Origin of the sequence: Paraglaciecola sp. L1A13, from assembly GCF_009796745.1 — a bacterium.
Classification (GTDB): Bacteria; Pseudomonadota; Gammaproteobacteria; order Enterobacterales; family Alteromonadaceae; genus Paraglaciecola.
The window spans coordinates 836,430-852,898 of the sequence record NZ_CP047024.1; the positions used below are offsets into that span (position 1 = coordinate 836,430).

The 16,469-nt window shown below is 41.8% G+C and carries 14 protein-coding genes; 10 read left to right on the forward strand and 4 right to left on the reverse strand.

Annotated features, from left to right (window positions below; translation table 11 throughout):
• Positions 1-241 precede the first annotated feature (241 nt).
• The 3 genes from GQR89_RS03455 to GQR89_RS03465 all read left to right on the forward strand — a co-directional run bounded on the left by GQR89_RS03455 (position 242) and on the right by GQR89_RS03465 (position 2,674).
• Positions 242-472, forward strand: coding sequence for a ChaB family protein (locus GQR89_RS03455; RefSeq protein ID WP_158768775.1), 231 nt, complete (start codon positions 242-244; stop codon positions 470-472).
• Positions 473-643: 171 nt separating this feature from the next.
• The gene (locus GQR89_RS03460; protein WP_158768776.1) at positions 644-1,903 is read left to right on the forward strand and encodes a serine hydrolase; all 1,260 of its coding nucleotides are present in this window, start codon (positions 644-646) and stop codon (positions 1,901-1,903) included.
• A gap of 513 nt (positions 1,904-2,416) precedes the next feature.
• Positions 2,417-2,674 (forward strand): DUF3081 domain-containing protein, encoded by a 258-nt coding sequence (locus GQR89_RS03465; protein ID WP_158768777.1) that lies wholly within the window; start codon positions 2,417-2,419, stop codon positions 2,672-2,674.
• 47 nt (positions 2,675-2,721) lie between these two features.
• On the opposite strand, the gene GQR89_RS03470 is transcribed toward GQR89_RS03465, so the two are convergent.
• Entirely contained in the window at positions 2,722-6,255 is a 3,534-nt protein-coding gene (locus tag GQR89_RS03470; protein ID WP_158768778.1) for a PAS domain-containing hybrid sensor histidine kinase/response regulator, read from the reverse strand.
• A gap of 172 nt (positions 6,256-6,427) precedes the next feature.
• On the opposite strand from GQR89_RS03470, the gene lpxL reads away from it, so the two are divergent.
• The gene (lpxL, locus tag GQR89_RS03475) at positions 6,428-7,360 is read left to right on the forward strand and encodes an LpxL/LpxP family Kdo(2)-lipid IV(A) lauroyl/palmitoleoyl acyltransferase (RefSeq protein ID WP_158768779.1); all 933 of its coding nucleotides are present in this window, start codon (positions 6,428-6,430) and stop codon (positions 7,358-7,360) included.
• Between the two features lie 71 nt (positions 7,361-7,431).
• Positions 7,432-8,049, forward strand: a complete 618-nt coding sequence (locus tag GQR89_RS03480) for a TcpQ domain-containing protein (protein ID WP_158768780.1) — start codon at positions 7,432-7,434, stop codon at positions 8,047-8,049.
• 41 nt (positions 8,050-8,090) lie between these two features.
• Here GQR89_RS03480 and glnE read toward each other — a convergent pair whose 3' ends face one another.
• Together glnE and GQR89_RS03490 are read right to left on the reverse strand one after the other, a co-directional pair.
• Positions 8,091-10,985: a bifunctional [glutamate--ammonia ligase]-adenylyl-L-tyrosine phosphorylase/[glutamate--ammonia-ligase] adenylyltransferase gene (glnE, locus tag GQR89_RS03485; RefSeq protein ID WP_158768781.1), complete on the reverse strand. Its 2,895-nt coding sequence runs from the start codon at positions 10,983-10,985 to the stop codon at positions 8,091-8,093.
• A 50-nt stretch (positions 10,986-11,035) separates the two neighbouring features.
• Positions 11,036-11,365: a GIY-YIG nuclease family protein gene (locus GQR89_RS03490; RefSeq protein ID WP_158768782.1), complete on the reverse strand. Its 330-nt coding sequence runs from the start codon at positions 11,363-11,365 to the stop codon at positions 11,036-11,038.
• Between the two features lie 108 nt (positions 11,366-11,473).
• Here GQR89_RS03490 and GQR89_RS03495 point away from each other — a divergent pair, with 108 nt between their 5' ends.
• The 3 genes from GQR89_RS03495 (at position 11,474) to GQR89_RS21260 (ending at position 13,737) form a co-directional block, all read left to right on the forward strand.
• A complete protein-coding gene (locus GQR89_RS03495; RefSeq protein ID WP_158768783.1) occupies positions 11,474-12,124 on the forward strand; it encodes a hemolysin III family protein in 651 nt (216 codons plus the stop codon).
• A 164-nt stretch (positions 12,125-12,288) separates the two neighbouring features.
• On the forward strand, positions 12,289-13,356 hold the full coding sequence (locus tag GQR89_RS03500) for an XrtA/PEP-CTERM system-associated ATPase (protein ID WP_158768784.1): 1,068 nt from the start codon (positions 12,289-12,291) through the stop codon (positions 13,354-13,356).
• Positions 13,357-13,566: 210 nt separating this feature from the next.
• Entirely contained in the window at positions 13,567-13,737 is a 171-nt protein-coding gene (locus GQR89_RS21260; protein WP_199271366.1) for a hypothetical protein, read from the forward strand.
• A 167-nt stretch (positions 13,738-13,904) separates the two neighbouring features.
• Here GQR89_RS21260 and GQR89_RS03505 read toward each other — a convergent pair whose 3' ends face one another.
• A complete protein-coding gene (locus GQR89_RS03505) occupies positions 13,905-14,756 on the reverse strand; it encodes a LysR family transcriptional regulator (RefSeq protein ID WP_158768785.1) in 852 nt (283 codons plus the stop codon).
• 141 nt (positions 14,757-14,897) lie between these two features.
• Here GQR89_RS03505 and gcvT point away from each other — a divergent pair, with 141 nt between their 5' ends.
• Together gcvT and gcvH are read left to right on the forward strand one after the other, a co-directional pair.
• Positions 14,898-15,977 carry a glycine cleavage system aminomethyltransferase GcvT gene (gene gcvT / locus GQR89_RS03510; protein WP_158768786.1) on the forward strand — a complete coding sequence of 360 codons (1,080 nt, stop codon included), beginning with the start codon at positions 14,898-14,900 and terminating at the stop codon, positions 15,975-15,977.
• 72 nt (positions 15,978-16,049) lie between these two features.
• Positions 16,050-16,439 carry a glycine cleavage system protein GcvH gene (gcvH, locus tag GQR89_RS03515; protein ID WP_158768787.1) on the forward strand — a complete coding sequence of 130 codons (390 nt, stop codon included), beginning with the start codon at positions 16,050-16,052 and terminating at the stop codon, positions 16,437-16,439.
• Positions 16,440-16,469: the final 30 nt, after the last annotated feature.

Here is a 16,469-nt window from a genome sequence, read left to right on the forward strand (position 1 = left end):
CTAGCCTTTCTTTTATTCAGAGACAGGCCCAGTACAGCACTTACGTTAATCACTATCTTAATTAAATTACCGTCATTCATAGCGCAGGTTTACACATTTCCTGACGGCACATATTTTTGCGGCTCATTATTTCAGTGTGGAATCCTTTTTGCTTACTAATTTGACTAAACCATCTTTTAAAGCAGATGTTTAAAACAGCCAGCAAATGTACGATACCACTTATCAAGTGAAGGGGATAAACATGCCATATAATTCTCACAAAGACTTACCTAACAGCGTTCAAAATGCATTACCGCCAAAAGCGCAAAGTATCTATCTTGCCGCTTTTAATAGTGCTTGGGATGAGTATAAAGATCCCGAGGACCGCCGGGGCCATCAAAGCCGAGAAGAGGTGGCGCACAAGGTTGCCTGGTCTGCTGTCAAACAAAAATATAAAAAAAATGACAATGGCATGTGGTGTGAAAATGTATAAGAGTGGGTTGATTTACAGAGGTTCGATGGGATAACCAGCGGTATTGGGCCTTTATTACTGGTGTTTATATCTGGGACTAATGATAGCTTATTGTTAATTTTGATGATTTGTCACATTAGTATGATATATCCTAAATGCAATAATTGACTCTTATCCTAAAACAGGTTTTTAATGAACAAAATCAATCAATTCTTACTAGCAAGTGCCGTGAGTGCCTTACTAGTGCAGACTGCCTTTGCAGATATTCGTGTAACAAAGCCTAAAAAAGTGGGCATGTCTGAAGCTCGTCTTGAGCGGATCGAACCGGCAATGCAGGCGTTCGTCGATCAACAAAAGTTAGCCGGCACCGTTACCTTAGTGGCTCGCAAAGGTAAAGTAGTACATGTTGAAGCCGTTGGTTATCGCGATCGTGAAGCGAAAACCCCTATGACCGAAGACACAATATTTCGCATTTACTCAATGACCAAGCCAATTACAGCAGTAGCTGCGCTAACCTTGTGGGAACAAGGTAAATTCCAGATGAACGATCCCGTGAGTAAATACTTGCCTGAGTTGGCAAACCTAAAGGTATATGCTGGAATGGACGGCGAGAAAATGATCCTTGAAGACACCAACAAGGTCATGACGATTAAGCAGCTTTTTACCCATTCTGCTGGTTTTAGTTACGGCTTTAGCCAAAGCCCAGTGGATAAATTGTATCAACAGTCGGCACTTTTTTCGGGTAAAACCAAGCGTGAAGACTTATTAACAGAAGTAGCTAAGTTACCATTAAATCATCAGCCCGGAACGAAATGGCATTACAGTATCGGCACCGATATTATTGGTGTATTAGTTGAACGTTTATCTGGCCAAACATTAGGTGAGTACTTTACGCAGCATATTTTTAATCCTCTGAAAATGAATGACACCGGCTTTTATGTACCAGAGGATAAAAAAGACCGCTTAGCGCAAATCTATGTGATTAACCAGCAAGGCCAAACAGTCCCGATGGAAAACGAACCTTTGGGCGATTATTTGTCTGCGCCTGAAATTGAATCAGGGGGTGGTGGCTTAGTTTCTACCATTGAAGACTATTATACCTTTACGCAAATGTTATTAAATGACGGTGAATATAAAGGCCAACGTATTCTTGGGCGCAAAACCGTTGAATATATGCGTACCAATCATTTGCCAGCTAGTTTAATCCCTTTTGAACCTTCTTCTACTGGCGAAGGTTACGGCTTAGCGATGTCTGTTACCGTTGATGAGCAGGGTGCAAATACTATGGGTTCAAAAGGTGATTATGGATGGGCAGGAGCGGCATCAACTTACTTTAGGATTGATCCTAAAGAGCAAATGATTGTGATTTCTATGGCTCAGCTTATGCCTTCAAGCTATTTCTCTTATAACAAAGACTTTAAGAATATCGCTTATCAAGCGCTAGTTGATTAATTAATACGTCAGGTATAAACCAAAGCTACTGCATAAAAACAGTGGCTTTTTCGTTTCTGTGGCCCATGCCGATATGTGTGCATATATTTAAGATACGTTATTAACGTAAACCATGTTCTGATGCACTAGCCGATGTTATTTGCTCTCTTGCCTAGGAAAAGTGTGTATATTTTGTACTTAGGCATCCCAAAATTACCTGCTAGCACGGCGGTGTCAATGATCATTGAGGTGTATGAAGCTACAATAGATGTCAAATGTGGTATTGATATCGTTCGTATACATCCCTATGTAACATCCAGTATGGGGCACGATCACGATTAGCTAACCATGCCCTTATCGCAGTGAATATACTCAGCAGGCTTAGTTATTGCACAGGCTCGGTTATTGCAACTCGGTTATTGCAATAGTTACTTAAGTGGTTATTAAAGTAGTTATTGCCGATAATGATCACCAGACACGTTAGGGTAAATAAGAAAACGTGAAATAAAGATTAATCACTAAAAAGGCAGCAGCATGAAAAATGACATAGATAGCAAATTTATACTGTCGGTATTCGAGAAAATCCGTGAAAAAGGAGAGCGTAAAGGAGAAGGCTATTTACTCGGTGGCGTGACTGCATTTAGTGATTTTGATGGCTATACCATTTTTATGGAAGACCAATTAGTCAAACTTCGTTTTGGGTTTCATAATCAATACCATTTTGATTATGAAAAAGATGAGCATATGGCTCAGTTTGAGAAGAAATTAAAGGCCATTGCCAAAGACTATTGATCCCTTTGGAATGGAATAGGCCAACGCTACGATGGTATTGGCCAAATCTACGATCGAAGCCATTGGTGCAATTCAGCTCTTAGGTCAGCTAATACTATCGGTTTAGACAGATATGCATTCATACCAGCGGCCAAGCAAGCTTCTCGATCACCCTTCATCGCGTTAGCTGTAAGCGCAATAATCGGTATTGTAGAGGCATAATTCTCATGCATGTTTTTACGAATAATCTGACTTGCTTGATACCCATCCATTATCGGCATTTGGCAATCCATTAAAATGGTATCAAATGCTTTATCGGCTTGTTCTAGGGTATGTATCGCTTCTTGACCATTCTCAGCCACTTCAAACGTGCAATTCAATTTCTTAAGCATCTCGATAACCACTTGTTGATTTATAAAGTTATCTTCCACTAACAAAATATGCGGCACTTGCTGATATTTGTTAAGCAACCTGACTGTAGGCTCGGCAATAATGGGCTTAGACGTTGATTGAGTGTCTAGTGCGCTGTTGAAGGCGTCATGCAACGTTGCGGGCTTAATGGGTTTCGCAATATAACTTACTGCACCGGTTAGCTGACTAGAAGTACCCGCCTCAAGCCAGTCATGAGGTGTCATTAATATAATGTGCAGCTTCTCGAACAAATCATTGCTGCGAATGGCTTTGGTTAGTTCAACACCATTGATGCCTGACAAATTAGTATCGATTAACGCCACATCTATTGGTGTATCACTTAGGTGTCGATGTCTTAGTATTTTCAAAGCTTGAGATGCATTTTTCGCATGATGCATAATGATATTTTGCGCCGCTAACCAATTTTGTAAAATACCGTTTAATGTTGTGTTGTCGTGTACAACCAAAACCTGTACAGGTTTTGCAAAATCTGCAAAAAGTGCAGAGTCGAGGGGAATAACACGAGAGAATGCTTCTAGTTTAATCGTGAACCAGAAGCTAGAACCTTGTTGCCACTTACTTTCAACACCAACTGCACCACCTAATAATTCGCTTAGTTGCTTACTAATGGCTAGACCCAACCCGGTACCCCCAAAATGGCGCGTCGTTGAGGAATCCACTTGCATAAACTTAGAGAAGAGTGCTTTTTGGTTATCTTCGTGAATGCCTATACCGGTATCTACTACGTAAAATTTAAGTTGTTTATCCCTGTGTAAAGTTGCACGTAGTATCACTTCGCCATGGTGGGTAAATTTAATCGCATTACCAATTAAGTTATTTAAAACCTGACGAATTCGCCCAGGATCGCTTGTTATCCATTGAGGCACATCTGGATGTAAATCAAATATTAGCTCAATACCTTTCTGCTGGGCACGACTGGCAAAGGTATCAATGATGTTTCCTAACAGTAAATGCAAATCGAAGCCAATCGCCTCTATGCTTAATTTACCGGCTTCTATCTTGGAAAAATCAAGTATGTCGTTGATAAGCAGTAACAGGGATTCACTACTACTGTGCACGAGTTCAGCAAAATGGCGTTGTTTTTTAGTTAATTCTGTGGACAGCAATAAATCATTCATCCCCACAATCCCATTGATGGGAGTGCGGATTTCATGACTCATATTGGCTAAAAACTCACTTTTAGCACGGCTCGCTTCCTTCGCGTGCTCTTCTGCTTTTTTCATTTCAGTAATATCTTGAAATGCACCGCGTAGCATTACAGGTTCACCATGTTGATATTCAGCATACCCCACGGCGCGTACCCATATATTGTTGTTTTTAGCCGTGATAAATGGCACCTGCAAATCCCATTTCTGTCCGTTGGCAATAGACTTATTAATGGCATTTTGCACCATTGGGCGCACATCTTCGGGATAAAAATTCATGGCACTGTCTAAATCGACTTCTGAGCCGATAGGAAGCTCATGGATTCGATATACTTGATCCGACCAAATTACTTGGTTGGTACTTAGATTTAGCTCCCAACCGCCAAGTTTGGCCATCTCACCTGTGGTTTTTAATAGGTCTTGCTGACGCTGACGTTCCTTCTCTAATAGTTTAATTTGACTAATATCTTTGGCAACCAACAGATAGCCGTTCAACTGGCCGTCCTGAGAACGGATGCTAGTTACCGCCACCTCCATTGGTAGTGGAGTGCCATTTTGGGTTATGAAGGTCCATTGGTTTTCGTCGACTTTGCCTTGTGACGCCCCATCGAAAAAAGCTTCAAGCGGGGAATGATGCGGGTTAAGACTATCGCGAGCAAACCTCTCAAGTTCGGCTTTCAGCATAAATTGCTGAATATTCCCGTCTCGTTTTAATGCTTTTCGTGCGTAACCGAGTACCGTTTCAGTTGTTTGATTACAGGTTAAAATGCGCCCTTGGGCGTCACACGACACCATGAGTAAGTGTGCGCTATCGAGCACGGCATTTTTAATACTATTGGCTTTTAGTAGCTCAAATTCTGCGTTCTTTTGCTCTGTGATATCGCTTTGTATGGCAATAAAACCGCTAAATTTTCCTTTTTGGTATATGGGATGACTATTTATTTTTAACCACAATAGTGTGCCATCTTTTCGGTAGTTTAATATCTCGACGTTAAAACGTTCACGCTTTGCAACGGCTTGTCCCATTTGAGCTATGGTTTGCGGATTAGTTTGCGGACCTTGTAATATGAGTCCTGGATTCTTACCCACTATTTCTTCAAGATAATAGCCTGTAATACGGGTAAACCCGGGGTTAATCCATTTCGTTTTGACGTTTTCATCTGTGATAATGACTGCGTTATCGGTTTCGCGTAATACCTTGATAAAAAGCTCATTACTTTGTAAACCGTTTTCTAACCACTTTTGTTGTTCTTGCTGCTCGCCAATATCGTAATTTACGCCGATTATCTTTAAAACATCAACATCACCATCACCATCGCCATAGCGCACTGGTCTGCCAAACGCCCGAATGTGGCGGGTTTCACCTTCAGGGGTTGTAACGCGAAAGGCGATGTCGAGTTTTGTGACATTGTTTAACGCTTGATCTAAGCATGCCAAAACGCCTTCTTTGTCGTCTTCGTGAAGTAAATCAGTCCAATCGCTTAAATGACCAGTAAAGTTGGCTGGATCAATACCGTAGACTTGAAACATTTGCTCGTCCCAAATAAGCGTTTGCTGCTTAATATTAAATTCCCAAATGCCGATTTTCGCGACAGTGGTGGCGACATTTATGCGATGAATAACGTCGTAGACTTCATTTCCAGAGGGGGGACGAATATTACTCGGATTGATATTCAATACATAAGACGTATCGGTGCCAAGCCAATTTACCGACTTTACGTTGACCTCTGCAATGACATGGTCTTCATTTAAGAGTAGGCATTTGAATATTTCATTGAGCTGCTTTTGCTCTTTCGTTTCACTGTAAAATAAATGATCTTTAAACGGATGATTTTTATTAGGACTAAAATTTTCTAGCAACTGACTGATGTGCATATTTGCCATTTTTTCAGCGCTGTAACCAAATAATGAACAGGCCGCCTGGTTGGCGAATATTACCTGTTGGTCTTTGCTTATGTGTAAAGTCGCGCTGTTTACCGCTTCTAGTCCACAATAATATGCATCGAGATAGTTAGGTTGAGGCATCTATGTTCCGTTTAAATCAATGTAATTCAGCTTTTTTTGCTCAACCGAGCAAAACAAAAAAGTACGCGCTCTATATGTATAGAATAAAGTAAATAAAATTTTATACCCAGTTAAATAGTAATTGACTATTTGTCGCTTACAATAGCCCATTAATTTTTCTTCGGAGTGGGTATTGCGCCAGTCTTTTGTCACCGCACCAAAATTTGAACTCGCATTTTTTCATCCTCGTTTTTGGTTAACTTGGATCAGTATTGTTATTCTTTACGCGATTTCTTGGCTGCCATATCGCTTACAAACTTATATCGGCAGGGGACTAGGAAAGCTGTTGTCTATCCTAGCAAAAAAACGCGTACAGATTGCCAAACGTAATTTAGCGTTGTGTTTTCCTGATTATACCCCAGCTCAGCGCGAGAAAATCCTTGCTGCTAATATCGAAAACGCGGGTATGGCGATACTCGAAGCTAGCATGGGATGGTGGTGGCCAACCTGGCGTATCAAAAAAATGGCGCAGTTTGAAGGTTATGAACACATTGAAGCCATATTGGCTAAAGGTAAAGGCGTACTGGCTTACGCTATACATAATATGAATCTTGAATTTGCTGTGCGCGTGGCAGGTCTTAAAAATCCATCGGTGGCGTTTTACCGTAAACATAACAACCGTCTAATGGAATACATGCAGTATCACGGGCGAAATCGTTCTAACAAATATATGGTGCATAAACGTGATGTACGTGGGCTTATTCAGGCGTTGAATGAGGGGGAGATATGTTTTTACCTGCCAGATCAAGATTATGGACGAGTTAAAAGTGAATTTGTGCCCTTTTTTGCTGTTCAAGAAACAGCGACCACAACCGGCTCGTTGTTGTTCGCTAAAGAAGCAAATTGTGAAACGGTTTTTCTTGCATCAATTAAAACTGCCACGGGTTATAAAATAAAAGTCGTTCCGGGACTGGAGAATTTCCCATCTGGTGACGATAAAGAGGATGTTACGCGTATGAATAAAATGATCGAATCTTTAGTATTAGATGCTCCAGAACAATATCTCTGGATGCATAAGCGCTTTAAAACACGGCCTAATAAAGCTGAACCTTCATTTTATAACTAGCAGCCAAGTGATTATATATAGCGTACATTAACACTTGTTCGGTAAGAGTTTGAAAGGTAGTAATGATAACAATGAGACACAACCCCAGTGAAACCCAATCCTATGCTTGGTGGCGCCATACGATCTTGGCGCTAGCATTGATCGTGATTGCGGTTTTTGTGATTGTGCTACAACAAATGAATATTAATGCGCCTATTCCTGAGGGCGGGGAAGGGCCTAAGTCTGTTTCTCAGAATATGACAGACTTTTATGCTGAATACCGTTTGTCATCTCGTCATCCACGTGAAGAAAACATCGGTGATTTTGTTAATGAAGTCAATATATCCGATATACCATTAGCAGAGCGCTTGCAGAAGATGGAAAGCTTGCAAAAACCGCTGCCGTCTAATTGGGTCGGAGAATATAAACACCGATCTTTCAAAGCGGGCTCAACACTACGTAACAGCATTATTAGCTTTGCTCAGTCAGAGGGATTACAGGTCATTTGGGAGCTTAATCGTGACTTTATCATTAAGCACGGTTTTCAAATTGATAATTCTATCGTAGGGAGTTTAGATGAGATTGCCCGTGCTATAGACAGCAATTTCGATGGCACGGTCAAAACCTATGTGTGTCCCAAACAGCGATCGCTAGTGATCACAGCAGTGAACAGCCAATACTTAAAAGACAACTGCAAAGAAGTGCGTTAGTTCACTGGGTAACGTGAAAAATCTTTGTAATATCCTTCAGTTTAAACCTCAAATATCTGCTGCCAAATGCGCTTAACTCCGTCTCTTAACGATTGGAATGCACTACTATCAGCCACTTCAGCTGTCTGTTGTAGGACTAACCTATGATTGGTGTTTCGATAGGTTAAGTAGGCGTCATTCAAGATTTGCGCATCTTCAGCGCTAAGTAATTCACTTGAGTGAAGTTGTTGCAATATTCTTACATTGTCAGGCCATTTTGTTAAAGCTGGAACATCGCAAGAATAGGCGAGTACAAAATATTGAACGATAAATTCGATATCGGCAATACCGCCAGCGTCTTGTTTTAAATCGAACCCATCTTTTGTATTGGAGCCCAAGTGCTGGCGCATTTTTTCGCGCATGTCTGCCACTTCTTCTCGCAAAGCAACAAGATCTCGTGTTTTTGCTAGAATTTGATGGCGTACATTATGAAATTGCTGAGCTAGCTGTGTACTACCAACAATAAAACGTGCCCGCGTTAACGCTTGATGCTCCCAAGTCCAAGCCGTTTGATTTTGATAGTCGCTAAAGCTATTTATATGACAAACCAATAGCCCAGCATTGCCAGATGGGCGTAATCGCATATCGACTTCATATAATTGGCCTGATGGCATTTTGGTATTAAATAGATGCAATATGCGTTGGGATAATTTGAGATAAAATAATCCAGAATCTATCGCCTTAGGGCCATTGGTTGGTGCTCGGCTATTACAGTTATGCAAAAAGACTAAATCAAGATCTGAGCCATAACCCAGTTCGTAGCCGCCTAGCTTGCCATAGCCAATGACGGCAAAGCCGCGACTTAGTATCTCATGTTGATCGTCAAGTAGATCGGTGCCATCAGGCTCACCGTACTTTTCAGCCATTTGTTGCCAAGCTAAATTTACCACTTGGCGAATGATACTTTGTGCAAGGTAGGTTAAATGGTCACTCACCTTCATCACAGGTAGCACACCGGTTATATCGGCCGCTGCAATTTTGAGTTGTTGGCACAGTTTGAACTGGCGCAATGCTTCCATTTGCTGCTCTAAATCGGTTTCATCCACACGCAACATCGCTAGCCGAAGCTCTGCATCATATTCAGTGAGTTCAGTTGGGTTAACCAGTTGTGCAGGGTTAAGTAGTTCGTCTAGTAATAACGGAAAGCGGCTAATCTGATCGGTCACCCAAGGACTCGATGCACAAAGACTTACGAGCTGTTTTAGTGCCCCTTGATTTTCAAATAATAAATCTAAGTAAGCGGTGCGACCGTAAATGGCACGAAAGACCTGTAAACATCGATTCAGACTTTCGCTTGCGGTATCTGGTGCTTGTTGCAAAATCACTAGCAGCAACTGAGGAATAAGTTTATTCAGTATGTTTTCGCCGCGCTGGCCGATACGACTGGTACTTAGGCTGTCGCTAAACGTAATGAGTGCCTGACTAAAAATATCAGCCTGTTCCTTTGATAGCCAATGCTCTAATATCGTTTCGCGCTCTTCGGGTAACAGTTCAAGTTGCCATAAATCCTCAAGGGGAGATAATGCTTCTTCGTCTTTTTGTAGCTCTGGTGCCGCATCTTCGCCGATAAGCAATAAAAACTGTTCATGGATAATATCCATATGGATATTCAGCTGATCCATGAATTGTGCATAATCAGTTAGTCCCAAAATGGCAACTAAACGCTGTTTATCAATAGTATTGTCAGGCAGCACTTGGGTCTGTTTATCATCGAACTGTTGCAAGCAATGTTCTACTTTACGTAACCAAAGATAACTGCCACGGAGCGCGGTTACGTCTTCAGTGGGGAGTATTTCCATTTCGTTAAGCAAAGCTAAATTGTAAAGAAGGCCTTGCTCTTGCAAGGCGGGCTCTCTTCCTCCTCGAATCAACTGCAAGCTTTGCACAACAAACTCTGCTTCGCGAATGCCGCCTTGGCCTAATTTAATATTGTCGCTCAGCTGACGTCTGCGTACTTCTTTATTTATCATTGCTTTCATCTTGCGCAGCGAATCTAGCGCACCGTAATCTAAATAACGGCGATAAATAAACGGCCGTAAAACATCAGCTATTTCAGGGTAGTAGTTGTCATCAGGGTTAAGTACTCGGCCCTTAACCATGGCGTAACGCTCCCATTCACGACCTTGTTCTTGGTAATAGTCTTCCATTGCAGCAAAGTGCATGACCAATGGGCCGCTTTCACCGAAGGGACGAAGGCGCATGTCAACGCGATAGACTTGACCATCAGCGGTTATCTGATGCAAGGCGTTAATCAGTTTTTGCGCCAGTTTGGTAAAAAACTGCTGATGTTCAATAGACTTGCGTCCACCCTCGGTCATACCTTGCTCGGGATAAGTAAAAATCAAATCTATATCGGACGAAAAGTTAAGCTCGCGACCGCCTAATTTACCCATGCCTATAATGTACATAGGTTGCTCGCCTAGCTCACCCATAGGCAAACCAAAACGCTTGGCTAATTCATTTTTTAGCCACTGACTGGCCTGTACTATAAGTGCTTGGGATAGCGCAGATACCTGAGCTAATGAAGTCTCGATAAGTTGTTGGTTGGTTAAATCAAGCCAAGCAATATGTGCCATATGTAAATGTCGAAAAAGGCGTAATTCTTTTAATAATTGCTCTTCACTCGTTACGTCAGATAAGGTATCAGTCAATAGAGCTTCAAAATCTGGAGGCGCATTTTTTTGAGCTAACAGTGTCATTAATCGAGGAACAAAATGCGGATGCTGGATGCATTGCCTAGCAATAAAGTCGCTTAAAGCGAAGACCTGACAAAATGGATCTTTGTGTGTCTGCCACTGACTATCAAAATTTGCATGTTCGGATAATTCTTGCCAATGGCGTTCAGCTACGGCGATTAATTCTGAAGATAAACTCTGAGAAACTGGAAACTGCTGCATAAAAATGACCTATTAGGGGCAAGCAGTGGCCTACTTGCTTCGTTGAATATCTAAGTCGTGATGGTATTATATTCGTATTCAGTGACTGTGATTTTGGGCACGATTTGAATATGGAATGGGCAATCTAATTCGCCATCAACTAGCTGTATTTTCTTTTTCTTCGTTAATTTTTTCACCCATATTTCCATTTTAAGCGCTTCTGAGTGGCTGGCCAAAGACACGCTATAAATCATGATTAATGGGCCTTTTCCACGTAAGGCTTTAGCACACAAGGGACCGCTATTTTGATGCTGGGCAAATCGTTTGACCAAGTCTTTGCATATCCCAGTGTAATAATGCTGATACTTGTTTTCTATAATGTATAAAAACCATTGTTGCACTGATGAAGACTCTACTAAGTGTAATGCCAAAAGGCAGTTAATTATTCAGTGTACAAGTGTTCGCTCAAATATTACTATTATCACGTCACTCAATATTAAGGCTCTTAAATGCAAGAACAGGTTCCATCACTCGCTGACATAAAACCCTACACGATCGTCGAAGAATGGCTCAACGCATTAAGTCACGGCATTGGGTGTATTGCATCTGTGGTAGGGTTAGTTTTTTTGCTATCAAGAGCCGCGGATACGTTAGCGCAAGTCGCTTCGATTATCTATGGCGTGTCGATGATAGCGATGTTTTTGTCGTCAACTTTGTATCATGCCTTCACAAATCCTAACATCAAGTCCGTGCTTAAGGTCATAGACCATAGCGCAATATACTTATTGATAGCGGGCACGTACACACCGTTTATGCTTTTGGCGGTAGGAGGCTGGGTAGGTGTCATCGGTATTTCACTGGTTTGGGCGTTGGCTATTATAGGTGTTGGCTTCAAATGTTTAGCGGCAGGGCGTTTTCCAAAAATTTCGCTGATGACCTATTTACTTATGGGGTGGTTGGCTATTTTCTTTATCTACCCTTTGTATATGTCATTGGCAAGTGAAGGTCTATGGCTGCTGGTAGCGGGGGGGCTTTGTTATACTGTAGGCGTTATCTTTTATGTAGCGAAAAAAATTCGCTATACCCATCCTATCTGGCACTTATTTGTAACCGCAGGGTGTATTTGTCACTTTTTTTCTATCTATTACTACGTCGTATAACGGCATTGAATATCCCCAGCTCTATGCTGGGCAGTTGTCGTTGGCCACCACAGGGTTAATTATTGTGTGCCTTTATCTCCTTAGACATTGCTATATATAACCCTGATGGCTTAAGCTAGAACAATATTTGCTTGTGCGATTTGCCCAATGGACTCTGCGTTTTTATGTACGAAAATTATTACGGATTAACTTCTAAACCTTTTCAATTGACTCCCGATCCGAGTTTTTTCTTTGCCAGTAAATGGCATAAGCGAGCTATGTCCTATTTGCAATATGGCCTCTCTCAAGCAGAAGGTTTTATTGTTATCACTGGCGATATTGGTACCGGTAAAACGACCATTGCCAATAGTCTGCTTGACGCTATGGAAGCAGGCATAGTTGCAGCGCAAATTGTGACGCCAAAATTGACGCCAGATGAACTGGTTAAAATGGTTGCCAATAAGTTTGAAATCCCCGTTAAAGGCAGTACCAAGGCCGATATTTTAGCTGACTTGGAAACATTTTTAACCCAATTACATCAACAAGGCAAGCGAGCATTGTTACTGGTAGATGAAGCGCAAAATTTGCCTTTGGAAACCATAGAAGAGTTACGTATGTTGTCGAACTTTCAAAAAGGAGGAAAACCCTTATTGCAAAGTTTTTTGTTAGGCCAAGAAGAGCTACAACCCATACTGCGTGCGCCAAATATGGAGCAGTTTCGCCAACGGATCGTGGCATCCTGTCATTTAGCCCCACTAACTGAAGCTGAGTCTCAAGCGTATATCGAATATCGCATGCATCAAGCGGGTTATACTGGCAGTACGCTTTTTTCTAGCGATGCTTACGACAAAATATATGTATTTACCCGTGGTGTCCCGCGTAAAATAAATACCCTGATGGATCGCATATTATTATATGGATTCCTTGAAGAGCTAGAAACCTTCGATGAAGATGCCGTTGAGCTGGTGGTAAAAGAAGTAGCGGATGAAATGTTTTTACCTGAGGAAAAAGTGACTGTCGAAGAAGCAGCTCCCCAGGTACAAGTTGCTGAACAACCCACAAGCCCGACAGAAACAACTGACGGCGCTACGACTCCATTAGTTAAAGACGTTACATATTATAAAACCATGTTAACAGAGCTAACAGATGCATTAGACGATGCCATAGATCATAAAATAAAATTGACGCGCTACATTGATAAATTGCTCAAAAAGAAATACAAAACCTATGTTCGATTAAAATCTGACGACTAAATAAAGTTGTTAGGACCATAAATATCTAGTTAAAAGTGTCTTAAGGAACTATTAGCGACGCTAAGTTGTTAATATTTAGTAAAAAAAGATGAATTTGAACTTAAAGGGTATTATATTATCCATATATAGAGATAAACTTGTTTCTTGTCGCTGAAGGTTAACTTTTTAACCGTTCGGCCGATACAAGACAAAATCGTGGAGGATAATATTATGAGACGCGACACGTATGACCGAAAGCCTGAACACGATGCATCAGGTGTTTACCAAGCCCTAAAAGATCGCCGTAAAGCGTATTACCACGGTAAATATAATCGTGAAGTTTTTTCAGTTGTTTTATTGCTGGCATGTATCGGCATGTTCTTATTGCGCACCGGAATCTAAATTCAATCTAGCACCTACCTGTATTTGTCTACACGTTCTGGTTGGCAAGGTAGCCGTTAGATTGAACTATCTAATAAATCATCATTAGATGTTTTTAACCCTGTTGTTTTATTTGTTTTAATAACAGTTTACATTCAATTTTTTGTATAAGCTTATATCGCTCCAAACTAAATTTCCCCTAGTCGAGACTTAATAAACTCCGCTAACTTTTCACTTGCTTGCCAATATCGTTGTGCTTGATTAAACAGCGCAATTCGAATTTTTCCTAAGTCTGGCAACATCTCATGACGAATGATATTCAGCTCTTTGGGCACACTGCTTCTGGCAAGTGCAGTAATGCCTAAGCCTTGATTGATTGCAGCGGTAATACCAGCTAAATCAGCGTTGGTATAGGTTATCCGCCATTGAGTCGTCTGCTGTTTTAATGCTTGGATCACTCGGCTTCGATACATGCATCCGTCCGGTGCGAGTACCAAACTCAATGTGTTGCTTACAAAATTTTGATTTTTACTGCCCACCCACACCAAATCGTCATCAAGGAGTAGTTCTCCCTCTAGCGGTTGATTATGCGGGATCAACGCCATAATCAAATCGAATTCTTGACGTAAATTCTCACTTAAAAGTGATTTACTTAATGCAGAGGTGACTTCTAAGGATACATCTGGGTACAACTTGCTGAATTCACCCACTATGCCGGGCAGTAAAGTCGTTGCAAACTCGCTGGGGATCCCCAAGCGTAATCTGCCGCGAATAGAGGCAGGTTCAAACTGACGAAAAACATCATCATTGATGACTAACATGGCCTTAGCTTGATGATATAAACCAAGGCCGTCGTGGTTCACTTCATGCCTTTGCCCCGCCTTGCTGAAAAGACGCTTATTTAATTGGGTTTCCAGACGTTTTATTTGCAAGCTAATCGCCGGCTGAGAACGTCCAAGATACTCACCTGCTTTAGCGTACCCCCCTAGGTCTACCACAGTGACAAAGGTGCGTAGGTTGTCTAGAGATAGTTGCTTCATAATTAGCCTTATAGATTAAGTAATCTGATGAAACTTATTCTATAGATAAGTATTGTTAATGTAAGCATTAATATTTCCAATTTGTTGTGAGTTATTTGCCTGCCTATACTGGCACAACGTTAATTTAATAAGATAAGTCACATGCCCAATAAAACGGTTTTGCACAGTAAGCACTTGGAAGCAGGCGCTAAAATGGTTGATTTTCATGGATGGGAAATGCCAATCAATTATGGCTCACAAATAGAAGAGCATCATGCTGTGCGCCGCGCTGCTGGTATGTTTGACGTATCTCATATGACTATAGTGGATGTCACTGGTGAGCAAGCCCAAGACTACTTGCGTCACCTATTGGCAAACGACGTAGCTAAGCTTCAAGAGCGCGGCAAGGCCTTATACAGCGGTATGTTAAATGACGAAGGTGGGGTGATTGATGATTTGATTGTTTACCACTTTGAAACCACAAACTATCGCTTAGTCGTAAACTCAGCCACGCGTGAAAAAGACATGGATTGGTTAACGTCTCAAGCCAGTGGCTTTAACGTAACCATTACTGAGCGCCCTGAATTTGCCATGATTGCCGTGCAAGGGCCACAAGCTAAAGAAAAAGCAGCCACTTTATTCTCTTCGGCACAAAACGAAGCTGTCGCAGGTATGAAGCCATTCTTCGGTGTACAGGCTGAAGATTTGTTTATCGCCACCACAGGTTATACCGGCGAAGCAGGTTACGAAATCATGGTGCCTAACGAGCAGGCTGCTGATTTCTGGCAGAAGCTACTTGATGCAGGTGTTGCACCATGCGGTTTAGGTGCACGTGATACATTGCGCCTAGAAGCTGGCATGAATTTATATGGCTTGGATATGGATGAAACTATTTCGCCACTTGCAGCCAACATGGGTTGGACCATATCTTGGGAACCTGCAGACCGCAACTTTGTTGGGCGCCAAGCGCTAGAAGCGCAAAAAGCCGCCGGCACTGAAAAGCTAGTCGGTTTAGTGATGACCGATAAAGGTGTTTTACGCCACGGTCAACCGGTTAAGGTTGAAGGCGGTGAAGGAACGATTACTTCTGGCACGTTCTCCCCGACCTTGGGCCACAGTATTGCTATGGCTCGCGTTCCTACTCCGGTGGGCGAAACGGCACAGGTGGAAATACGTAAAAAGTGGGTTACAGTAAATGTGGTTAAGCCGAGCTTTGTACGAAATGGTAAAAGCGTTTTATAACTAATCAACTGGGGAAATAGCGGTTTACCGTTATTTCACTTGAGCAAACGACTTCAATATTTAGGAACTACTATGAGCAATATCCCTGCAGATTTACGTTACGCCGCAACACATGAATGGGTTCGTCCAGAAGGCAATGGTATTTTTACTGTTGGTATCAGCGAACACGCCCAAGAATTGCTTGGTGATATGGTGTTTGTTGAATTGCCAGATGTTGGCTCAACTGTTAGCGCAGGTGACGATATCGCGGTTGCGGAATCGGTCAAGGCGGCATCTGATGTGTACGCACCTATTTGCGGTGAAATTGTTGCAGTTAACGAAGACTTAGAGGACAGCCCTGAGTTAGTTAACTCTGACCCATACGGCGACGGTTGGTTGTTCCGCATCAAAGCCGATGACATCAAAGAAGTTGAAGGCTTGCTTGATGCTGAAAGTTACGAAACCAGTATCACAGAAGACTAAGTATCAGCTAAATCAAAGAGCAACCTAGTG